Below are 22074 nucleotides of genomic sequence, written 5' to 3'. Positions count from 1 at the left end.
CTATTCCAGGCGGTATTCCTGAATTTTTCGGTAGAGGGTCGTCAGGCCGATGCCGAGAAGCCGGGCGGCCTCCGGCTTGCTGCCGTTGGTCCGCTGGAGTACCTGCCCGATGTGCCGGCGCTCCACGGTCGCCAGGTCGAGGGCGGACGGATCGCCGGTGGCCGTTCCGGTCTGCAGGTCGGAAGGCAGCAGGCCGGAGGTCAGCACCGGCCCGTCGGTCAGGATGACGGCCCGCTCGATGACGTTTTTCAACTCGCGGATGTTGCCCTTCCAGGGGTGTCGGCGGAGCTTCTCCAGAAATTCGGGATCGAGCCGTACCTCCCGTAACCCGGTTTTGGCGGCCACCTGCCGGGCGAACTGTTCGGCCAGCGCCGGAATATCTTCAGGCCGGCTGCGGAGGGGCGGCAGTTCGACGGTGAACACCGAAAGCCGGTAAAAGAGGTCGAGCCGGAACTGCCCGGATTCAGCTTCGCGTTCGAGGCTCCGGTTGGTGGCGGCAATCACCCGCACGTCGGTTCGGGTCGGTTTCGTATCGCCGACGCGCAGAAATTCGTGCGTTTCAAGTACCCGAAGCAGTTTGGCCTGCAGGTCGGGCGGCAGTTCACCGATTTCGTCCAGGAAGATTGTCCCTTTGTCTGCTTCGGCAAACAGCCCCTTCTGGTCACGGGAGGCCCCGGTGAAGGCGCCGGCCCGGTGGCCGAACAGTTCGCTTTCCAGAATGTCCTTGCTGAGCGCTCCGCAGTTGACGGCCACGAAAGAGCCGGTCCGGCGCGGACTGGCCTGGTGGATGGCCTGGGCAAACACCTCCTTGCCGGTGCCGGTTTCGCCGGTAAGTAGAACGGTGGTATCGGTGGGTGCCACCCGGCGGGCCAGATCGACGGCCTGACGGATGGCCGCCGATTCGCCGAGGATGCTGTCGAACCCGTAGCGCCGGCTCATCTGCCGTTCCAGCCGGCGGATGCGGAACTGGAGGTTGGCCTTCTCAACCGCCCGGCTGACCAGCGGAATGATCCGGTCATTATCATCGCCCTTGGTGATGTAGTCGAAGGCGCCGTTTTTGATGGCCTTCACCCCGTCGGAGATGGTGCCATAGGCGGTCAGGACGATGATTTCAGTCGCGGGGGAGATTTCCCGGATGCGGGCGGTGAGTTCGATGCCGTTCAGGTCCGGCAGCCGGACGTCGCTGATTACCAGCTGGATTTCTTCCCGTTCGAGGAGGTTCAGGCCGTTGTGGGCGGTGTCTGCTTCCAGCACGGTGTAGCCTTCCAGTTGCAGCAGGCGAGCCAGCAGGCCGCGCAGCCGGGATTCGTCGTCGATAAGGAGTAGCGTGGCCGACAAGGGGCGATGGAATTGGGTTAAAAAAGCCGCTTTCGCGACCGTGCCGTAAAATACGGCAAATTGAGTTAAATAGCATCGCCCTCCCGGTGCCCGGCCCCCTGCGGATTTTATTCGGAACACCGGATGCTTTCCTTGCCAATGAGGCCCGGATGCGATTACTTTGTCATATAATGCTTTTCATCTGGCAGGTTTTCGGTGATGCGTACTCCAGCAGCGGACAGTGATGCTCCGGCTTTTTCCACCCACTTAATCAGTGCGATGCCGGGCAAACATCTGGTGCTTTGTCCGGATGCGCCCAGGTTTACCATAGCCGCCGTCTCGGATGATTATCTGGCGGCCGCCAACCTCCAGCGATCCCAACTGATAGGACACGGGTTGTTCGAGGTGTTTTTCAGCGACGGGCGCAACGATGCCGTGGCCGCTCAGCTCCTTCAGTCACTGACCCAGGTGATTCAAACCCGGGAGGCTCATCCGATGGCCGATCAGCGCCACGAGTGGCCGAATGCTTAGACCGGCGAACCGGAATGGCGAACCTGGCGACCGATCAACAAGCCGGTTGTATCCGGAAGTGGGTCGCTTTCCTACATCATTCACTCGGTGGTGGACGTCACGAACGAAGTCCGGCTGGTGGAAGTCGCCCAGGCTAACCGGTATCTGCAATCCATCATCAACCTCTTCCGGGAGCCCCTCCAGGTTCTGGAGCCGATCCTCGAAAACGGCGAAATTATCGACTTTCGTTTTAAGCTGACCAACCAGGCCTATGCGTCGTATGCCAACGCAACGCCGGAGCAGTTGCAGGGGAAAACGGTGGGCGAGGTATTTCCCGGGTATTTCGACACGGAGAGCTTCACCAATCCCGTAGAAACCTTCAGGACGGGGCAGCCGCTCACCTTTGAAATCCACTATGACAAGGACGGGCTGGACCTGTATAATTTAATGAGTACCAGCAAACTGGGGGAAGAAGTCGTCATTCACTTCACCGATTTTACCCGGTTAAGACAGCTCCAGCTCCAACTTGAAAACAAGATCGGGGAACTGAACCGCTCCAACGACCATCTAAAGCAGTTTGCCTACGTAGCCAGTCATGACCTACAGGAGCCGCTGCGAAAAATTCAGTCTTTCACCTCCCTGCTGATCCAGCAGCTGGATGGTCAGTTATCGGAAACCGGCCGCGATTTTCTTCATCGCATCAGCCATGCCGGAGCCCGGATGTCCCGTCTGATCAACGACCTGCTGACGTATTCGCGGCTCTCGACGCGTCCGCAGGACTTCGGTGCCGTTTCGCTGACCGCCGTCCTGGAGGAAGTGCTGACCACCCTGGACTGGGCCATCAGCCGGCAGGGGGCCGAGGTCGTTGTTCCTTCCCTTCCGGTCGTGCAGGGCGACGCCCTTCAACTCGGTCAGCTGTTCCAGAACCTGCTGGCCAATGCGCTGAAGTTCCACCGGCCGGATCAGCGGCCGAAAGTGGAGTTAAGGAGTGCCCTCTGTCTTCGGAATGAACTACCCCCGGAGGTCAGGCCGGCCAGCCCGGCGCTCCAGTTTCAATAGATCAGCATACGCGATGAAGGAATCGGTTTTGAAAGTAAATATGCCGACCGGATTTTTCAGGTCTTCCAGCGCTTACACGGAAAGAATGAGTTTGAGGGCAGCGGCATCGGCCTGGCCATCTGCCAGCGGGTAGTAGAAAATCACGGCGGCGGTATCACGGCCACCAGTAAGCCGGGGAAGGGGCCACCTTCTGGATTTATTTGCCGGCCGAACAGGTCGGATAGATTCCGGCCACTATTTACCGCAAAAGTGGATCTGACCCTGGCCAATCTTTCCATATTGAAAACCGGTAAAGCCATCCGGTTCAGCACGCTGGAAGCCATCTGTCAGGCGCTGGATTGCAAAACTGGGCAGAGCCGTGCACGTGTCCTGTGCCGTTAGAACGGCGGTTTTCACGGAATGCCCGACTCAGGCTCGACAATCCATATTCATTGCTATATTTATCCGCCTTTCATTCAGTTGACCCCATTCCGGACATCGATCGGGCGCCGGCCCTACCCTATGGACCCATCGGCGAGTGGTGGGCTATTCAAAAACAGAACGGCAGATGATACCAACAGGCAGGAGTCTTGAAGAACAAAAAGAGGAATTTAAAAGCCGGAAGCTGCTGGCGACCCCCATCGCCGGGTTAATCGCCTGGTTGATCGTCGGCATCGGGGGAACGTTTTTACCGGCCACGGCCAAAGTATGGCTTCTATTTATTGCCACGGGAAGCATTGCCTACCTCGGAATGTTTATTTCCAGGTTTACCGGCGAGAACTTCCTCGATAAATCCAGGCCGAAAAACACTTTCGATGCCCTGTTCTTCTTTACGGTAGGCCAGGCCGTTTTGGTTTATTCCATCGCTATTCCCTTTTTCCTGGTCGACTATTCTTCCCTGCCGCTCACGGTGGGTATCCTGACCGGATTGATGTGGCTGCCCCTGACGTGGATCATCGACCATTGGGTAGGGGTTTTCCATGCCCTGGCAAGGACGGTTCTCGTCCTGATCCTCTGGTATTTATGGCCGCAGCAGCGGTTTACGGCCATTCCTTTTGCGATTGTCCTGATCTATCTGGTGACCATCGCCGTGCTGATGAACCGAAGGGTGAAATCAGGCCCCATGCGGATGTAAACGCCGGAATTGTACCGAAATAAAAAAGAAACCCTTCCTCCATGTCCAGAATAGCCGCTCCCAGCCGCTGGTACCGTATCATCCCCATCGTTTTCATCACCTACAGTCTGGCCTATCTCGACCGGGCTAATTTTGGGTTTGCCGCAGCGGGAGGAATGAACGAAGATCTTCAGATTTCCAAGGCCACTTCTTCGTTGCTCAGTTCCTTATTTTTTCTGGGTTATTTCTTTTTTCAGATTCCAGGAGCCCAGTACGCTTCGCATAAAAGTGCCAAGAAGTTAATTTTCGTCTCCCTGATTTTATGGGCCGGTCTGGCTGCGGCCACCGGCATGGTGAGTAACGTAACCGCGCTGATTACCATCCGGTTTCTGATCGGTGTGGTAGAAAGCGCGGTAATGCCCTCCATGCTCATTTTGCTGAGTCAATGGTTTACGCGGGAAGAACGCTCCCGGGCCAATACGTTTCTGATTCTGGGCAACCCGGTAACGGTGTTATGGATGTCGGTTCTGTCCGGCTATCTGATCAACTCCCTGGGATGGCGATGGATGTTCATAATCCAGGGCGCACCGGGAATTTTGTGGGCCTTTGTCTGGTGGAAACTGATCGACGAAACGCCCCGGGAAGCCAGTTGGCTGACGGATGAGGAAAAAACGGAGCTGGAGAGCAAATTGAAGGAGGAGCAAAGCGCAATCAAACCGGTCAGGAACTACAGCCAGGCGTTTCGGTCCAAAGCGGTGATTCTGTTATGTATTCACTATTTTTTGTGGAGTCTGGGCGTATACGGTTTTGTGATGTGGCTCCCCTCCATCATCAGGGCAAGTCCCGATATGGACATCGTCACCACGGGCTGGCTGTCGGCGGTTCCTTACCTGGTTGCCATTGCAGGTATGTTCGGTGCTTCCTATTACTCCGATAAAACCCAGAACCGGAGCCTTTTCATCTGGCCGTTCCTGCTCATCGCGTCCGTGGCCTTTTTCTGTACTTTCTTCCTGGAGGGCAGTAATTTCTGGCTCTCGTTCGGCTCGCTGGTCATCGCCGGAGGGGCTTTATATACCCCTTACGGGCCGTTTTTTGCCCTTATCACCGAGCTGTTGCCGAAAAACGTAGCCGGTGGAGCGATCGGTCTGGTCAACAGCATGGGTGCCTTAGGTTCTTTTGTGGGTGCGTATCTGGTAGGTTTTCTGAATGGTCTGACGGGTTCGTTCCATTCCTCCTATATCCTGATGGCTTTTGCCGTGTTGACGGCCGCCGTGCTGACTTTATTTTTACCCAGACGAATGTGAAAGACGGGTCGGTCATGCGGCAGAAAAGCCGGTCGGCCGGAAGTCCCTGCCGTTTCTTTCGTAACCGACTGACAAGACCAACGGACCTTCCGCCAGATTCAGGGCTCTCCGTAGTGAACACTCAGGGCCCGAACCCGACTGCTCGCCTGGTCTTTACCGCTGAGGCCGATGCCGATCCGGGGAGCGCGGTCCCAGCGAGGCAGAAAAGAACCATCCAGGGGTGCCTCCGTCAGCAGGGTCTGCGAGCCGTCTTTCGTGCGCCATCCGAACTCAAAAAACCGGCCCTCTTTACTCCGTACCTGGAGCGTCACCAATGGGGCGGCTTCCGGAATCGGCTGCGTCTTGAGAATCGTCCGCTTGCCCTCCCTGATTTGCCAGAGTTCAAGCGATCCCTGCCGGATTCCTAATCCCAATTGGTTCCGGGCATCACCGTACAGACACACACTTTGCAGCAGGTCGGCCTGGGGAACGAGGTCCGCCGACAGGGTATAGGTTCCCTTTTTGATGACCAGCCCGAGGAACACCCCTGCCTGGTCCGAGCCGGTATTGACCAGTTGCAGGTAACCCTGATTCACCCTGTACACCGGCCGGGGAAGGCTCACATCCCAAACCCAGGGAACATTGCCTCCGGCGCGGCTAAAATCGACCGCAAGAGGCAAAGGCCGTTTCTGCCCGGCCTGACCCGGTGACTCCGCCCGGGTGGGGGTCGAGCGGCCATACCGAAAAGCGGGCCATTGGCTTTTATCGTCCCAAATCAGCTCACTCAACACGCCCTGCCGGCCGGTGAAGGTAAAATCCACCCCGTTATAGGCATGGTGCAGGTAGAAGTACCGCCGGTCGGGCGTGACCACGACGGTTCCGTGGCCGGGACACTTCCAGTCGGTATCACTGACCAGCAGGGGGTTATCGGCAAATTTCTCCCAGGGGCCCCGGAGTGATTCGGCCCGGGCTATACCGACCTGATAATTGCACTGCGGCCCGCAGCAGGCATTGCCCGAATACAACATATAAAAGTAGCGGCCCCGTTTGAAAATCGCCTGCCCCTCCGCTCCTCCCTTTTCCCAGGTATCCCGCTCCGCCCGGATGAGCGAAAACGGTGGTCCGGTGACCCTGAGTCCGTCCGCCGACAGTTCGGCACCCAGGATTTCGATGGCCCGGCCCTGATCCAACCCGTAGGCTTTCCAGGTCATGTACAGTTTACCGGCGTCCTCGATGACAAAGGGATCAATCGCTTCGGTCGTCCATTCCAGTAATAAACCATGATCGGTGAACCCCTTTGTCAGGTCGCGCGTCGTAGCCACGCCGATGAACGAACGCCGGTCGGATTTCCGCCGGGCCGTATAGTACACGTAATACGTACCATTGCGATGGAACAGCTCCGGGGCCCAGTAGCTGCCCATCGTCCACGGGGGTAACTGGTGAAACACCGGACCCACATACGTCCAGTTGACCAGGTCGCCGGAAGTATAAAGGGGATAGGCCGGTCCCCATTCCGAGGAGGTCCCCACGGCGTAGTAGGTATCGCCGACCCGGATGACGGAAGGATCGGCAAAGTCGCCCGCAATGACCGGGTTGGTATAGGTTACCCCCGGGGAGGGAGAAATTTGGGCGTAGGCGCGCAGAGCCACCGCCAAGATTAAAATACTCGCAAGGATACGGTTTCTCATCCGGAGATCGCTTGAGGAAGGTCAGGGAACGGAGGGTTGACGCGCGAAACGCGGTCCCAGGGCCGAAGATAGTTCGCTGCGTTCATCGTTCCGCATCCATCCGGTGAATTTAACAGGACATTTTTTGGGCCCGAAAGCCGCGCCCCTCCACCACATCGCCGACCGATCACCCGGGCAGGGTCCTGCCTCCTTCAGCGGTCCGACAGGTAGAATTACTCAGCAATTACCTTAAAATGTCTTAATTTTCATAGGGTTATAGTTCAACTTATGAAAAGCGGCAGCTTCTATACTACTCTTTTCGAGCCAATACGGATAGCCGGCCTGATCTGGATAATCTGGGCATCGCCCTGGTTCCGGGCCGTTTCCGCCCGGCAACTGCCCCAGCCCGGATTCATCACGGACCGGCAGGGGCTGCCTCAGGCTTTTGTGCCGTCCATACTCCAGGATCGACAGGGGTTTATCTGGGTGGCTACCCGCGACGGTCTTTGCCGCTACGACGGCCATCAGTTCCGGATCTTTCAACCCGATCCGGATGGAAGGCCCTCCTTATCCTTCGCCGGGCTGGAACAACTCTCCCCCGATCACCGTGGACAGATCTGGATCGTGTCCGAACAGGGCGACATCGATGTCTTCAACCCGATTACCGAAACGTTTACCAACCTATCCCGGCAGCCGGCCCTGCGTCGGCTGCTGACGGGCAGGTCCCCCTACCGGGTGCGGGTCGACCGGCGGGATCGACTCTGGATCATTCTGAAGAACAGGGGCGTTCTGTGCTGGCATTTAAAAAGCCGGCGGGGAAGGTGGTTTCGGCACCTGCCTTCCCGGGCCGGGTCAAACCGCCACGATGCGGTGCATGATCTGGTCGAGGGAAAGGATGGAACCATCTGGCTCGCCACCGCAAACGGGCTGAACCGGTTCGACGAGGGCACCCAGCGCTTTGTCCTGATTGAAAGGCCGCCGATCCAGGCCGGTGACCCCTCCGATCATCATCTGGTGGGGATACACCCGCGTCCGACCGGTGAGCTTTTGTTACTGGCGCGTCGGCATCTGACCTTATTCCAGCCTCATACGGGCCGGTGGCGAAGCTATGCGTTGCCGGCCCAGGGAAACCAGTGGGAGGATACTCATTTTGCCGAGGATCGGCAGGGTACCGTTTACTTCGATCAGAACAATATCCTGTTCCGGTTTACCGACCGGGACGGCGTCCGGATAGCGGATCGCCTGAACCAGCCGACCGATGCCTGCGCCAGTCTGTTCATCGACCGGACGGACGTATTGTGGGTGGGCACGAACGGGGCCGGTATCCGGACGTACGACCTTCGCCCGAATCCGTTTTACACGCGCCGGTATGAGCGGGGATTCCACCTCGACCTGCTTACCAGCGGTACATTCGGCATCCCTCCCGTCCCGGCTCCGGTGCTGTCGGCCCTCGACGGTCTGATCAGCTATAACCTGCGATCCACTTTCGATGCGTCCGGACGCTGGTGGTTCAACGTCGGCAGCTCGGATATATACCGGCTGGACATTGCCCGAAATCAGATCCACCATCTGCCCCTGCCCGTTCCGTTTCGGAGCAGGCTTGCCGGCGACACGCCCTGCCCGCTGGCTACCGACCCCCAGGGGAGCGTTTGGGCCGTGTACGGCCATCAGGCGTATCGGTATGAAGAAAACAGAAAGCGCTGGGTCCGTCTGGCCCATCCGGTACCTCGGCAGCCTGCCGGGACCGTTACGGCCTTCGTGGTGGATGCCCGGTCGTTGTGGCTGGCCAGCCGGACCGGCGGGCTGTGGCAGCTCGACCGGCAAACCGGCCGGACGCGCCGGTTCGTAAATCAGCCCGGAGACCCGGCTTCGCTGAGCAGTAATTCCCTGTACTGCGTGGCGGCCGACCCGGACGATCCTCATCGGCTGTGGGTGGGCACCTTCGGGAACGGCCTGTGTCTGTTTGACAAACGAACCGGACGGTTTCGTCGGTTTAGCCAGGCCAACGGGTTGCCCAACAATGTCGTATACTCCGCCCTGCCCGATCGGCGGGGCGATCTGTGGATGGGTACCAACAAGGGTTTATGCCGCATGAACCGTCGGACCTTTGCCGTCCGGACTTTCACCCGCGACGACGGTCTGCTGGCCGATGAGTTCAACAGCAATCACTTCATAGCGTTTCCGGACGGGAAGATCCTGATGGGCGGGTTGGAAGGTTTCACTGTTTTTTATCCCCGCCAGATCGTCGATGACCCGGTCGAACCGATGGTGGAACTGACCGAATTGCAGATCAACAATCAACTTATCCGGCCCGATCGACCCGCCACCGGGCGATCCGGTGCAGGCCCGGGCGCTGTTGAACCGGCCTCCCCGCTGGGCAACCGGCCCCTGCATGCCGCTGACCGGCTCCTGCTGGCCTACGATCAGAACTACCTTACGTTCCGGTTTGCCGCCCTCCAATTCAACCGCCCGGCTAAAAACCGTTACCGCTACCGGCTCGAAGGGCTGGAAGCGGCCTGGAAACCCGTCGACCAGCCCGAAGCCGTTTATACGAACTTACCGTCCGGCAGATATACGTTGCTCGTCAATGCTTCCAATACCTCCGGACGGTGGAGCCCGCACGTCCGCCGGCTGGCGATCACGATCCGGCCCCCCATCTGGGCTACCTGGTGGGCTTACGGACTTTATGGCCTGCTGGGGCTGGCGGTTCTGCTGGTTTCCGTGCGGATCTACCTCAACCGATTGCAGTTACGGCAGGCCATCCGGCTTCGCCGGCAGGAGGCCGAACAACTCAGGAAACTCGATGGGCTGAAAACCACCTTTTTCACCAACATTACCCATGAACTACGGACGCCCCTGACGCTGATTCTGGGTCCTGCGCAGCAGATGATGAGCGAGGACCGCTCCGTTAAAGACCGCCTTCGGCTGAGTACCATCGACCGGCAGGCCCATCAGCTTCTGCGGCTGGTTAACCAGTGGCTCGACTTCGCCCGGCTGGAAGCGGGTGCCCAGCCGGTACACCTCATCCGGGGAGAGCCGGGCGTTCTGATCGGGGAGTGGGCCGCGCCTTTTGCGCAGGAAGCGCAGAACCGGGGCTGTCGGTTCAGTTACCGGTGTACGGCCGGGGGCGCCTACTGGTTTGATCGGGAAAAGTTCGAACGGATCGTAACCAACCTGCTGGGCAATGCCGTCAAGTTCACCCCGGCAGGCGAGCAGATTCGGGTAGAACTCGCTCCCTCAACGGCACGGGAAGGGATTGAGCTGACCGTCGCCGATACGGGCCGGGGCATTCCGGCCGACGCCCTGCCCCGCATCTTCGAGCGTTTCTACCAGGCCGACGCTACGCCAGCGTCGGGTCAGCCGGGAACGGGCATCGGACTGGCTCTGGTGAAGGAACTGATCGAGTTACAACAGGGTACCGTTGCCGTGCAGAGTGAACCGGGGCAGGGCACTACGTTCCGGGTCTGGTTACCCTTTCCACCAGCCGGGCCGATGGATTCAGCAAAACCGCCGGAGACAGGGGGTGAGAACGGGATCGTGCCGCCGGCCGAAACGGACGTCAACGACTCCAGCCCGGACCGGGTTTCGGGCGAATCGCCGACGGTGCTGCTGGTGGAAGACAATGCGGAACTGGCCGATTTTATTGCCGGAAGCCTGCCGTCGGCCTACCGCATCTACCGGGCGGAGCAGGGTCATCAGGGCTTCGAGCAGGCCCTGGCCCAGATGCCGGATGTGATCATCAGCGACGTACTGATGCCGGTGATGGACGGTCTTGAACTCTGCCGAAGACTCAAAGCCGATGTACGAACCAACCACCTGCCGGTTATTCTGCTGACGGCCAAATCATCGCTCGATAGCCGGCTTGAAGGCTTATCGGTGGGGGCCGACGAGTACCTGACCAAGCCATTTCATGTTCGGGAACTTCAGATTCGGATCGGCAATCTGCTTCAGCAACGCCAGCGGCTCCGGGAACACATCCGTGCCGGCCTTACGGGACTGGATGCCCCCCCGTCCGGACCTGGGTCGCCACCGGCAGACACGTTCATTACCGGGCTGTATGCCCTGATCGATACGCACCTCGATGAATCAGACTACGGAGTCGAGCAACTGGCCGCCCAGGCGGGCATGAGCCGAAGTTACCTGTTCCGGAAAGTAAAAGCCCTATCGGGCCTGTCGGCCAGCGAACTCCTGCGCAACTACCGGCTTAAACGTGCCACCGAGTATCTCCGGCAGGGGTATGGGATTGCCGAAACCGGCTATCTGGTTGGGTTCGAGTCTCCGGCCTACTTCACCAAATGCTTCCGGGAGTTATACGCGCTTACCCCAACGGAGTTTCTGGCCCGGCACGCTCAAACCGGTTAAGCCGGACCGGTTTTTTCAGGCCCCGCAACATAATCGATAGGCACGGCAACATAATTGATAGCCCGCGAATTCGCCCGGCACCATCTTTAGCCGGCGATTGACCCATCCCTTTCCGTCGACCGGGACCCTGGGCAGACGCTACCATGTCGTACTAAACCAGCTTATTCCTTAGCCCATGAAAACCAATGACTCCATGATCATTGTCGGCAGCGGTATCACTGCCCTGGTCTCCGCCTTCAAAGCCGTTGAACAGGGATTGGCCGTCACCCTGCTCAGTAAGTCGCCCTGTACACGCACGGCTGGTGCCGGCCAGTTATTTCAATCGTCCACCCACGACGGGTCCTATAATCGGTACATCACCTCGACGGAGGGCCACCCCTACCTCGATCTGGACGGCTACGTTACGCAGATGTACCCGGATATTGCCGCCGATTTTGAAAAGACCATCGCCGAAGGCGGAATGCTGGCTTTACCTTTCGAAGAATTCTCTCCGGAAACGCAGCGCTTTTTACTGAAAAGAAAAGCACTCAATCAGGCCATTAAAACCAACCAGCAGGCATGGCTGGAGAATGAGCAACTGTTTATCGAGTATGTTGAGGAGAATATCTGCAGTATGGAACTATGGTACCGGGAGCTGGCGCAGTTTCTGGCCGAAAAGCCCCGGCTGGCGCAGGAACTCTCCCTGAGTCTCGGTATTCACCGTTTCTATGACGAAAAAGCCCTGTTCGAGAGCGCCAGAAAAACGCTTTCCGGTCAAGGCATTATCAAAGCTTCCTTTTATAATGAGGAAGCCGTCGATAATCCGGAGTTTGCCGCCTACCAGGCCGGTTTTGAGAAAGAATCCTTCATAAAAGGAGGTGCATTGATTATGCACGGGTTAGCCTTCAACATCAAGGCCGTTACCCGATTCCTGTTGGAGAAACTGGAGAAGTCCGGTGTCCGTTTTCTGTTCGGACCCGGCTATGAAGTAACCGAAATCCGATACGATTCCAATCATCAGGTAGAAGCCCTGATCACCCGCGACGGCGGGGAATATGCCTCCAGGCACATCCTGTTTCACGGGGGCGCCTACCTGCAACCGGGTTTGTTCAGGGGTGTCGACGCCGGCCAGCACGTGTGCGGCATGAAAGGCTTCTGGGCGCACATCACCGGGAAAACCGCCGAAAAACTGATCGGTGGTATGGGTCTGTCTCCGAAAGCCTGTAAAATTCACGGGGGCAAAATGCGGATTACGGTAGACGGCGAAGAGTATCTGTCCCAGGTTGCCGATCTCAACGTTCAGCCGGTCATCCTGGAAAAGGAAAACGGGGAGACGGAATATATTCTGTGCATCGGCAGCGGCTATTTGTTCGTGGGCACCTATCCTTTCGAAGGAGATACGGATCTACCCAAACCGGACCCTCAGCGCATCGAACGGATCAACACGATCCGGAAAGCGGAAAAGCTGGCGGTTGCCGGTTTCTGGGAAGTGGTAAGACGGGTTTATCATCTGGACCTATCCCTCGAAGATTGCCTGGCCCGGAACCATCCGGACGTCAACATTCTGGAGAAAGGCTGCATCCGGTCATGGAGTGTAGACGACCGCGAACTGCGCATCGTTCAGAAAACTCGCCAGGGCGGGGTGATGCTTGTGCATGGAGGGGGCAATACAGGCAGTACGACCAAGTCCATGTTTGAAAGTACCGTCGCCCTGAATTTTATTTCGGAAATGGATGCTGCCCTTCCCGCTTCCGAGCTGGCAAGGCAGTATGAAAACGTTCGCAAGTCGTTGCGCCAACATGCCGGTGAACTGACCTCGGATAGCTGGTCAGCGTTGGAAGACCACCTTAAAGCGGCCCTTTACCAGCTTTATTAAGCCGGAATGTTCCGAAGCAGGTAAAAAACATTCTCCGGACCCGTGACTACGGGAATCGAGGCCTTAGAAAAACCACCCCGGTCCTTTCAGGCCGTATTGGCCGTGCCCCGCCCGGTATCGTCTTCCGGGCGGGGCGGCTTCCCGTTATGGTTTCCTGTTTGCCGACAGAAATTCCGTGAGGTCTCCTGAATAGGTCACCGTCAGCCGGTGCATCGCCCGCGTACAGGCAATATAGAGCATATGCCTATCTACCTCGGTCCGGTAATTCCGGGCGGAAGCAAACGGTACGGCCACTTCATCAAATTCAAGCCCCTTCGCCAAATGCGCGGTAGTGATGACGGCGCCCTCTTCGAAGGCCACGGAGTCGGCAGTAAGCAGATGAACCCCCGGCCCTTTCAGCGCATCGTATAGATCCTCGGCCTGCCGCAGGGTTTTGCAGATGATTCCAAGCGACTGATTTTGTGATTTTTGGAAGGTCAGGATCAGCTGTCTGACGGCTTCCAGTTCTTCGTTCCGGCTGTCGAAACGGGCTAACAGGGGTTCCTGACCATGCCTTTCCATGGGGATAATGTCAGGGTTGGGGATGATCCGCTGCGCAAAGGCGGTAATCTCTACCGTGGACCGATAGCTTCGGTAAAGTTTGACCACATCGGCCTGAGGAAACACCCGTTCGATCGTTTCGGCGGAGGAAGCACTGTAAGGATTAACCGTCTGACTTACATCCCCCAAAATCGTCTTCCGGCAAAGGAACAGCCTGGACAATACCGCATATTGAACGGGCGTATAATCCTGCATTTCGTCCACCAGCAGGTGCTTGACATGATTGTAGGTGGAGATGCCTTCCAGACGGATCTGAAAATAAATGATGGCAAAGACGTCCGCGTATTCCAGGGTCAGCCGGTGGTCGATCCTGAAAAACTCAGGTTTTCCGATCCAGTCGAAAAAATCCCGGTAGAAGTCCTGCACATTGTTAAACCTGAACATGGCCGGAACGGCCTCCCAGATTTTTGTTTTCTCCGGCCCGGTCGGCTTATGGTTTCCTGCGGTTCTGACAAAATCCTGAACGTCTTTTACGACATGTTCGAACCTTTTCAGAAGCGGAACCCGGTGGTAGGCCCTAAACCTATCCAGAATGAAAGTGGCAGGAACGATGGTTTTGCCAACCCTGAGGTCCGCCCCCCGGAAGTAATTATTCTCGATATAGATCAGGTATTGATCGAGCCTGCTGAGGAATTCGGCCGAGGATTTGAACCGGATGCGTTCGATAAAAGCCGCATCGTGTCCCTCCAGCAACGCGGACACCTGGTCGAAGAAGGTCTGAAACCGGTATTTTTTCTCAAGCAGCTGAACGGCGAGCTCTTCCATGCCCATCTCCGGAATGTGTTCTTCCCCCAGCTCGGGTAAGACATTGGAAATATAATCGGCAAAAACCTTGTTGGGAGAAATGATGAGAATGTCTTTTGCCGCAATCGAATCTCTGAAACGATACAACAGGAAGGCAATCCGATGTAAGGCGATCGACGTTTTCCCGGAACCGGCTACGCCCTGGATGACCATAACCTGGGCGGACTCGTTCCTGATTACCGCATTCTGATCCCGCTGAATGGTAGCGACAATATTCTTCATCTTGTCGTCCGAGGACCGGGCAAGCTCTTTCTGAAGAAGGTCGTCATGAATGTTCACGTCGTTCTCGATCATGAATTCCATGTAACCGTCTCTGATTTTGTACTGACGTTTTAAGGCGATGTGGCCCTGCACCTTTCCGAAAGGGGTCGAGTACGAGGCTTCTCCCAGCTCGAAGTCATAGAACAAAGCGGAGATCGGGGCCCGCCAGTCGTAAATCAGGTTCACCCGCTGCTTTTCGTCGGAGAAGGTATGGATGCCGATATACACCGGCGATCTTTGATCCTCCTTCGCGACGAAATCGATGCGGCCAAAGTAAGGGGACTGAACCAGCTTGATCAGCTTCCGTTTCCTCGCCACCGCGGCTTCGCCCGTAAAAGCCATACGGTTGATGGATTGGTCCGCAGCCACCATATCGGCGTCGTCCATGCCCGACTGATGCTCATGAATATACCGCTTTTTCTCCCTGAGTTCGTCGGAATACTGCTTGACGGCCTCATCGATCCGTCTGACCGCCAACGTCAGTTTTTCCCTGATCTCGGCAAGGAATTCTCTTTCTTCCTGTTCGGTTGCGTTTATCATTTACTGTTTATTTAAAAGAAGCCCTGGATTCCGGTCGATAAAGACGTTACGGCTTTCCCATTTCCGTTCCCTTCCGCCGGCAGGGCGCCAACCCGTTGCGCTGCCCGCGCAAGGCAGAAAAACCGAAACGCCGATCCGTCATTTCATTCCGCGCGAGACGGTGAAAGCATGCTGTTTATTTGAGAATAAAAGAGGGTGGAAAACTGAATCGTGCTGCGAATATAAACCACCAAATTTTAAATAACTAACTGTAAATCAATAAATTAATTATCTTCCTTTTCGAGCAATATTCCCTAAAACAATGCGTTTTCCAAATAAGAGGGCACAGTTTTGAAGGCTGCTTTTACTCTCCTCAAAGGGAGATTAACTACCCGGAATGGGCCTCTCGGGATGTCTGCATTTCGACCATTTTTTTCCAAACCATCGATTTGAAGTTTAGCCTCCGGAATCGTCTATCCGAGAAGTTCATCGTCTCCCTTTACTTTTTGAAAGAGAGGAGAAAGGACCCGGAGAACGCTGATCCATTGCCGTCTACCAAACATGAACGCCCGGCTACTAAGCAGAGTAGCCGGGCGTTCATGTTTAGCGAGTTCCTGTATAATCCGATGCTAACGGGCGATCTGCCCCCTTGCGGAAAACAGAATTTGATTGTACCTGATGTCTAAGGCTATTCTTCGTTTCCAGCGTAGCCAGGATCTTTTGAAGCCGGTGGCTTGCGCCAGCTCTAACCGGAATTCTTCCACGATCTGTCGCCTGAGTGGATAGTATACCTCGGGCCGTCGCCCCGAATAGACAAAAGCGGTTTTCATCGTTTTTCGTGTGGTTTACTCACCATCACGTTTCTAATTTATCAAGAATCAGCGGGTTATCATACAATAGCCGCTTTTTTTCGATGCACCGAACTACCCAACGCGCGCAAGAAACCGGAGGCTGTCCCCCGCCTTTTCCCGGTTCTCTTTCCGTTTCCGGGTGACTTCGAGCTTCCCCTGATCGAGGATGGCCGGCCGTTTCCGTTGCCTGACCTCGTGAAAGAAACCGGCAGACGGGGCCGTCCAAAACCGTACGCTTTTTTGTCCATTTCTGGACAGTTCCCCTGCGCCACCAACCTGAAACAGGCGAAAAGAGCCTGTCAGAAAGGATTTTTTAGTCTGGCAAGACATTTGTTATACATTTACGGGAATAATCATTTGCCATGAAAGGAACCTATCTGGGCGAGTTTGAAGAAGTGGTCTTACTGGCCGTTGCCATTCGGGCCGGGGATGCATACGGGGCGGCAGTGGTCACCGAAATTGAACAGCAGATGAATCGTCCGGTCAACCTCGGCGCAGTGCATTCGGCCCTGAACCGGCTTCAGGAAAAAGGGCTCGTCGAATCCCGGATGGGCGGTATTGCGCCGGAACGGGGCGGCCGCCGGAAACGGCTTTACTCGGTCACGGGGGCTGGTCGGCGCGCGCTGGAAGAGGTCCGGCAATTGAGAAACCAGATGTGGAACGCCATTCCCCAAACCGCCTGGTCATGAAAGAGCCTTTCCCTCCTGCCCTCGCCCAACGTCTGCTTCGCTGGTTCTGCGCTCCGCACCTGCTCGACGAAATGGAGAGTGACCTTGACGAACTGTTTCACCAGCGGGTCGGGTTGATGGGCCTTCGCAGGGCGCGGTGGCGCTACTGGCGCGATGTCCTGAGCCTGATGCGGCCTTTTGTCATGAAGCGTCAACCGACCCCCTTTTCAAACCCGACCACAACCGACATGATTCGAAATCACTTTCTGCTTGCCTGGCGTGGCCTCAAGCGCCATCGTAGCTTCACCGCCCTGAACGTGCTGGGCCTGAGCGTCGGGGTGGCTGCGGCCCTGTTACTGTTCATGACGGTCCGTTACGAGCTTAGTTTTGATCGGTTTCATACCGACCCCGACCGTATCTACCGCATCGTGCGGGAGCAGGTGCTGGCCACGGGTGACAAAGAATTTACCCCAGGGAATCCGCTGCCCGTGGCGGCCGCGCTTAAAACGGATCTTCCCCAGCTGGAGATCATCGCGCCCGTCTTCGGGACGCTCGACCCCCAGGTGACGGTGTTGGGCAGCGATCCAAATGCCGCCCACGCGACGGCCAAGTTTCTGGAAGACGATGAAGGCCTGATGGTGGGACCCGAGTTTTTCAGGCTGTTTAATTTCCGCTGGCTTATCGGTCAGCCCGGCACATTGGCGCGACCGAATGTGGTGGCGTTGTCCCGGAAATTTGCGGAGAAATATTTCGGTGATGCCCAGCAGGCGGTGGGCAAGTTCGTGCGGATCAACAACCACACCACCATGCAGGTGGTTGGCGTCCTGGCCGATGCGCCTTCCAATACCTCGTTTCCGATGAACCTGGTGATTTCTTACGCCACCAAACAGGCCGACAGGGCCGAGCGATTCGGCTTCGGGTCATTTGCCGATTGGGGCAGCACCTCGAGCAACGACCAGATTTTTGTCCGCCTGCCGCCCAACTTCCCGGTCGCTACCGCCAACGCCCTCCTGGTGAAGTTTTCCCGCAAACACTATGAAGGGCAGAAGGATCGTGATAAGAAAACGCACTTCCTGAGTCCGTTAGCCGAGATGCATCATGACCAAAGGTATGATACGTTTTCGAACCAGGTGGCCGTCGTTCCCCGGTCACGCATCTGGAACCTGGCGATTGTGGGCGGCCTGTTGCTTTTGATGGCCTGCGTCAATTTCGTCAACATTGCCTCAGCATTGGCTTCCCGGCGGGCCAAGGAAGTGAGCGTCCGCAAGGTCCTGGGCAGTCAGAAAGGGCAGTTGGTAGCCCAGTTTCTGACCGAAACCCTTTTCATGGTATTGGTCTCGTTGCTGCTGGGCGTTGGACTGGCCTATGCCGCCCTGCCCTACGTCAGCACCCTGTTCAACATTCCCGCCGATGCCTCGCTGTATTTCAGACCCGACGTCAGCTTCGCCCTGTTGGGCCTTCTGGTCCTGCTCACGTTGCTGGCGGGGCTCTACCCGGCCTGGATTCTATCCTCGTTTTCTCCCCTGGACGTGTTCCGAAAACAACCGTCACGAGGGTGGCTGCAGGGCCTTTCCCTGCGTCAGAGCCTGATTGTGTTTCAATTCACTGCGGCCTTAGTGCTCATCATCAGCACGGTGATCAACCTGCGTCAGATGGACTACCTGAGCCGCCTGGACTTAGGTTTTGATCAGCAGGGCGTGTATAATTTCGGCATGGATACCGAGTACGGCCCCCGAAACGCCACGCTTCGCAACGAGCTGCTGCGTATTCCGGGCGTTTCTTCCGTGACGTTCTCGTCGGATGTGCCCTCTTCAAACAGCAAGTGGCAGAGCACCTTCGCCTACTCCAACCTCTCGAAAGATGAAGACTTCACCGTCTCCCTGAAGATGGCCGACGGCAACTACTTTCAAACCCACGGTATTACCTTTCTGGCAGGGACTCCCTACGCCGTCAACGATACGCTTCCCAAATTCGTGGTCAACGAAACCCTGCTCAAAAAACTGGGCGTGGAGAATGCGGCCTCGGCTCTTGGCCGGAACTTACGCTTAGGCGGTTTTACCAGCCCCATCAAGGGACCTATTGTGGGCGTTGTGAAAGACTTTCACACCAACTCGGCACGGGACGGCGGGGTTCAGCCGCTGCTAATGACGCCCTCCAGCAAGTTCTATTACGCCGGCAGCGTGAAAATACGTTCAAAAAACCTACTTCAGACGGTGGACCGTATCAAAGCCACTTACGCCCGGGTCTTTCCCGAGGTGGCTTTTGTGGGCCGGTTTTATGAGGAGAGCCTGAATGCCTATTACAAAGCGGAACAGCAAATGGGCGGGCTGTATCGCACTTTCGCCGGCCTGACTATTTTCATCGCCTGCCTCGGATTATTTGGCCTGGCGGCTTTTACGGCCGAACAGCGAACGAAAGAAATCGGTGTTCGGAAAGTGCTCGGGGCCTCGGTGGCCGGCATTGTCGCCCTGCTGAGCAAAGAGTTTGTCAAACTGGTCGTCATTGCCATCCTCATTGCGTCCCCGGTGGCCTGGTACCTGATGAATCAATGGCTGCAGGACTTTACCTACCGCATTGACATTGAATGGTGGGTATTTGCCGGGGCAGGGGTGTTGGCCGTTGGCATTGCCGTACTGACGGTGAGCTTCCAAAGCATCAAAGCCGCCCTGATGAACCCGGTCAAAAGCCTGCGCTCAGAATAGCCATAGGCCCTGGTTTTTCTTTCTCCTTTCAAAAGAAGAAAAAACAATTCGTGAGAGGGGCGCTGCTTTCTTCCAGGCCCCCGCCCCGCGGGCGGCTTTGTGGACGAATAAGCAGGTCTTCCGGGAACGCTCTTTTTTGTCGTCCGGATCTTCTTTACAAACGATCAGCAGGATCAGGAAAAATAGAATTTCAGTGGCCAAAATGGGCAGGCACGTGGTTTTCATGAGATGTGGAAGTTTGGTATTGATCGGCTTTAAAAAACTGCCTGCACCCGATGGTAAGTGGTATAGGATGCCAGCAGCAGCACCAGGGCTACTAAAGGAAATACGGTACTGACGAAGGGGTCGGCCACGCTGCCGTGGGCAATAATGGCCGAAATATAAACGATGGCAAAGCCGACGTAGGCCCATTCTTTATAGCGGGCCTTGACCGGGGCCGGCAAGATCACGGCCCCTGCCAGTTTGGCAATCGCCAGCTCTACCCGGAAGTAGTCGGGAAAGCCGAGATGGAGAAAGCTCTGCTGCATCTCGGCCTGAGTTAAGTAACCATAGGCCGATGCGGCCGACAACAGGACCAGCAGCGACGTAGTGGTCCAGTAGATGATTTTGATAGTTTTCATGGACTGGTTTTGGTAACCGGTGTTGTGCCGGAACCTACGCCGTGCAGGAGTTGGGTTCCGGGTAACAAAGGTAGGGGGCGGGACCAGCCCGGGTAAATAGCCCTTTGGAGCTAATTGTTCGCCTTTGCCCGGTGAATAAGGACAGTGTCGTCCGTACCACCGACCGGAGACGGCTTAGGGAGGAACGAGCGGGGGTGGAGGGCAGGAGGGCGCGGCAAAGAATCAGGACAGGCCGGCCGTGACCGTATGGACCAGATCGGCCATGTTGCGGGACTGGGTTTTTCGCAGCAGATTTTTACGGTGGTTCTTGACCGTGTTGAGGCTGATGCTGAGCCGGTCGGCCATCTCCTTGCTGCTGAAGCCTTCCTTGATCAGGTGGAGGATTTCTTCTTCACGGACGGTCAGTCCCTGCTCGGCGGTGGCGGGAATGTAACTACCCACTTTGTGATAATCCAGCCCATGGGTGCGGTACCAGGTGAGTTGCACCCGGTCCGATACCCGGTCGGCGGAGGCATCCCGGTACATCATGGCCTGAGCCGTCCGGTTCTGACCGTCGAGGTAGGTCAGCACCTCCCCGTAAACATGCCGGTACGCCAGGTGCCGGTGCGGACGAAGCCGGTATTGAATCGCAAAGCGATAATGGAGGGCTTCACTGGGCTTCAGCGTTTTTTGTAGTTCCGCCATCCGTCGCCTGCAACGCAGATAGCCGTCCAGATCGTCGGGATGGATCATGGCTTCTATATCATGGCAGGTTTTCCGGGTCAGTTCTTCGTCGGTCATACCCCAGAATTCCGATGCATTTCGACTCAGAAAGCGTGGCGTATCCCCTCCCTGGTTTTCAAAGATAGCCAGGACCCATCCCGGAAAGAATTGATCCAGCACGCTCAGTTCCTGGCTTGATTGGGAAGAGGCAGCCGGCGTCGAATACGTCCAGTTCGATAGCAGGTTGACCATAGCGGTATTCCGGTTCACAAGTAATTAAAGAAAAATACCCCGGGTTATTCGCATCGACCTGCGAATAACCCGGGGTAAAGTTCGGCACGATATTCAGAAAATTTACGCGTAGAACTACCTGAAATCATCTGCGCCCGTACCATGAATCAGCGGGGGCAGGTCACTGCGGCTGCCGGGTTCGCTTGTTTAAAATCAGAAAGGCGATCAGAGCCTGGGCGGACTCCAGAAAAATCCGGCCGTAGTTCGTGTCCATCACCTGCTGAATAAGCAGCAGGTCTTTCCCCTCGTTCAGTTGCAGGTTCATCGGAATCTGCACCAGAATGGACGAAGCCCAGTCCAGCAGCAGGCAAAGCAACGATAGCCGGATGAGCCCTTTCGGAACATCCGCCGGGCGGTACCAAAGCAACAACAGGTTCAGGACGGTCATCAGGGCAAAGGGCACCACGCTGATGGGCAAAATGCGGTCTTCGAGCAGAGCGTGGTAGGCCACGAACTCGCCGGCGCCGACGATGGCCCGCGACGGATACACCAGAAAATAGTCCATCATGGCCGTGCCGTAACTAAAGAAAGTAAGGACCACAAAGAGATTGGTTGCCGGCACACCGGCGGTGTCCTGCTTCCGGGCAGAAGGAGATTGGGGTAAGACGGAATTCATGATTATTTATTTGGATTGGTATGGAATTACTGTTCGGGTTGAAAGGTTTTTAGGGCTGATTGCAGACAGGGGGTCTACCCTTCCGGAACCTGCAACCGGATGGAAACGGTGACGTCCCGGTCAAGCAGCATACTGCTTTCCCCCACCCCAAAGTCCAGTCGATTCAGGGTAAAACGGCCCTGATACCGGACTGCCGACCGGAGCCGGATCCGTGTGAAGGGGATCATTACGTCCCGGGTGATTCCTTTGATGGTCAATTGAAACCAGCCGGTATACCGGTTCCTCCCCTCCTTG

General features: G+C 56.7%; 17 protein-coding genes. 9 read left to right on the top strand and 8 right to left on the bottom strand.

Annotated elements, in window-relative coordinates:
- Positions 1 to 1338, bottom strand: coding sequence for a sigma-54-dependent transcriptional regulator (locus DX909_RS27040; RefSeq protein ID WP_128548378.1), 1338 nt, complete (start codon positions 1336 to 1338; stop codon positions 1 to 3).
- Positions 1339 to 1596: 258 nt separating this feature from the next.
- Here DX909_RS27040 and DX909_RS29970 point away from each other — a divergent pair, with 258 nt between their 5' ends.
- The 5 genes from DX909_RS29970 (at position 1597) to DX909_RS27020 (ending at position 5283) form a co-directional block, all read left to right on the top strand.
- A complete protein-coding gene (locus DX909_RS29970; protein ID WP_229311218.1) occupies positions 1597 to 1848 on the top strand; it encodes a hypothetical protein in 252 nt (83 codons plus the stop codon).
- Between the two features lie 87 nt (positions 1849 to 1935).
- Entirely contained in the window at positions 1936 to 2886 is a 951-nt protein-coding gene (locus tag DX909_RS29965) for a sensor histidine kinase (RefSeq protein WP_229311217.1), read from the top strand.
- Entirely contained in the window at positions 2887 to 3267 is a 381-nt protein-coding gene (locus DX909_RS29960) for an ATP-binding protein (RefSeq protein ID WP_310589889.1), read from the top strand.
- 166 nt (positions 3268 to 3433) lie between these two features.
- Entirely contained in the window at positions 3434 to 4000 is a 567-nt protein-coding gene (locus DX909_RS27025) for a DUF7010 family protein (protein WP_128548377.1), read from the top strand.
- A 41-nt stretch (positions 4001 to 4041) separates the two neighbouring features.
- On the top strand, positions 4042 to 5283 hold the full coding sequence (locus DX909_RS27020) for an MFS transporter (RefSeq protein ID WP_128548376.1): 1242 nt from the start codon (positions 4042 to 4044) through the stop codon (positions 5281 to 5283).
- A gap of 98 nt (positions 5284 to 5381) precedes the next feature.
- Here DX909_RS27020 and DX909_RS27015 read toward each other — a convergent pair whose 3' ends face one another.
- A complete protein-coding gene (locus DX909_RS27015) occupies positions 5382 to 6911 on the bottom strand; it encodes a glycoside hydrolase family 43 protein (protein ID WP_229311216.1) in 1530 nt (509 codons plus the stop codon).
- 306 nt (positions 6912 to 7217) lie between these two features.
- Between DX909_RS27015 and DX909_RS27010 the strand changes: the two genes are divergently transcribed.
- Both DX909_RS27010 and DX909_RS27005 read left to right on the top strand, forming a co-directional pair.
- Positions 7218 to 11291, top strand: a complete 4074-nt coding sequence (locus DX909_RS27010; RefSeq protein WP_128548374.1) for a hybrid sensor histidine kinase/response regulator transcription factor — start codon at positions 7218 to 7220, stop codon at positions 11289 to 11291.
- A gap of 175 nt (positions 11292 to 11466) precedes the next feature.
- Complete coding sequence (locus DX909_RS27005; protein WP_128548373.1) at positions 11467 to 13146, top strand: FAD-dependent oxidoreductase; 1680 nt, start codon at positions 11467 to 11469, stop codon at positions 13144 to 13146.
- 144 nt (positions 13147 to 13290) lie between these two features.
- Here the strand turns inward: DX909_RS27005 and DX909_RS27000 are convergent, their stop codons facing one another.
- Positions 13291 to 15351, bottom strand: a complete 2061-nt coding sequence (locus tag DX909_RS27000; RefSeq protein WP_128548372.1) for a HelD family protein — start codon at positions 15349 to 15351, stop codon at positions 13291 to 13293.
- A gap of 1192 nt (positions 15352 to 16543) precedes the next feature.
- On the opposite strand from DX909_RS27000, the gene DX909_RS26995 reads away from it, so the two are divergent.
- Together DX909_RS26995 and DX909_RS26990 are read left to right on the top strand one after the other, a co-directional pair.
- A complete protein-coding gene (locus tag DX909_RS26995) occupies positions 16544 to 16870 on the top strand; it encodes a PadR family transcriptional regulator (protein ID WP_128548371.1) in 327 nt (108 codons plus the stop codon).
- The gene (locus DX909_RS26990; RefSeq protein ID WP_128548370.1) at positions 16867 to 19551 is read left to right on the top strand and encodes an ABC transporter permease; all 2685 of its coding nucleotides are present in this window, start codon (positions 16867 to 16869) and stop codon (positions 19549 to 19551) included. The genes DX909_RS26995 and DX909_RS26990 overlap by 4 nt, the downstream gene beginning before the upstream one ends.
- Here DX909_RS26990 and DX909_RS26985 read toward each other — a convergent pair.
- The 5 genes from DX909_RS26985 to DX909_RS26965 form a co-directional block, all read right to left on the bottom strand.
- Positions 19543 to 19776 carry a hypothetical protein gene (locus tag DX909_RS26985; protein ID WP_128548369.1) on the bottom strand — a complete coding sequence of 78 codons (234 nt, stop codon included), beginning with the start codon at positions 19774 to 19776 and terminating at the stop codon, positions 19543 to 19545. The genes DX909_RS26990 and DX909_RS26985 overlap by 9 nt on opposite strands.
- Positions 19777 to 19805: 29 nt before the next feature.
- Complete coding sequence (locus DX909_RS26980) at positions 19806 to 20171, bottom strand: DoxX family protein (protein ID WP_128548368.1); 366 nt, start codon at positions 20169 to 20171, stop codon at positions 19806 to 19808.
- 222 nt (positions 20172 to 20393) lie between these two features.
- Positions 20394 to 21125: a helix-turn-helix transcriptional regulator gene (locus DX909_RS26975; protein WP_128548367.1), complete on the bottom strand. Its 732-nt coding sequence runs from the start codon at positions 21123 to 21125 to the stop codon at positions 20394 to 20396.
- Positions 21126 to 21285: 160 nt separating this feature from the next.
- Complete coding sequence (locus DX909_RS26970; RefSeq protein WP_128548366.1) at positions 21286 to 21780, bottom strand: hypothetical protein; 495 nt, start codon at positions 21778 to 21780, stop codon at positions 21286 to 21288.
- A gap of 74 nt (positions 21781 to 21854) precedes the next feature.
- Positions 21855 to 22074 (bottom strand): YceI family protein (locus DX909_RS26965; protein ID WP_164851424.1); only part of this gene is annotated, 220 nt, incomplete at its 5' end.

Source organism: Larkinella soli, assembly GCF_003703975.1.
Lineage (GTDB): Bacteria > Bacteroidota > Bacteroidia > Cytophagales > Spirosomataceae > Larkinella > Larkinella soli.
The sequence above is the reverse complement of the archived record's forward strand: the minus strand, read 5'-3'. Positions and strand labels throughout refer to the sequence as shown.

Coding starts and splice junctions, on each gene's coding strand:
- DX909_RS27025 (WP_128548377.1), top strand. CDS start 3,434: ATGATACCAACAGGCAGGAGTCTTGAAGAACAAAAAGAGGAATTTAAA.
- DX909_RS27005 (WP_128548373.1), top strand. CDS start 11,467: ATGAAAACCAATGACTCCATGATCATTGTCGGCAGCGGTATCACTGCC.
- DX909_RS26970 (WP_128548366.1), bottom strand. CDS start 21,780: ATGAATTCCGTCTTACCCCAATCTCCTTCTGCCCGGAAGCAGGACACC.
- DX909_RS26985 (WP_128548369.1), bottom strand. CDS start 19,776: ATGAAAACCACGTGCCTGCCCATTTTGGCCACTGAAATTCTATTTTTC.
- DX909_RS26980 (WP_128548368.1), bottom strand. CDS start 20,171: ATGAAAACTATCAAAATCATCTACTGGACCACTACGTCGCTGCTGGTC.
- DX909_RS29970 (WP_229311218.1), top strand. CDS start 1,597: ATGCCGGGCAAACATCTGGTGCTTTGTCCGGATGCGCCCAGGTTTACC.
- DX909_RS27020 (WP_128548376.1), top strand. CDS start 4,042: ATGTCCAGAATAGCCGCTCCCAGCCGCTGGTACCGTATCATCCCCATC.
- DX909_RS26990 (WP_128548370.1), top strand. CDS start 16,867: ATGAAAGAGCCTTTCCCTCCTGCCCTCGCCCAACGTCTGCTTCGCTGG.
- DX909_RS26995 (WP_128548371.1), top strand. CDS start 16,544: ATGAAAGGAACCTATCTGGGCGAGTTTGAAGAAGTGGTCTTACTGGCC.
- DX909_RS27010 (WP_128548374.1), top strand. CDS start 7,218: ATGAAAAGCGGCAGCTTCTATACTACTCTTTTCGAGCCAATACGGATA.
- DX909_RS26975 (WP_128548367.1), bottom strand. CDS start 21,125: ATGGTCAACCTGCTATCGAACTGGACGTATTCGACGCCGGCTGCCTCT.
- DX909_RS27000 (WP_128548372.1), bottom strand. CDS start 15,351: ATGATAAACGCAACCGAACAGGAAGAAAGAGAATTCCTTGCCGAGATC.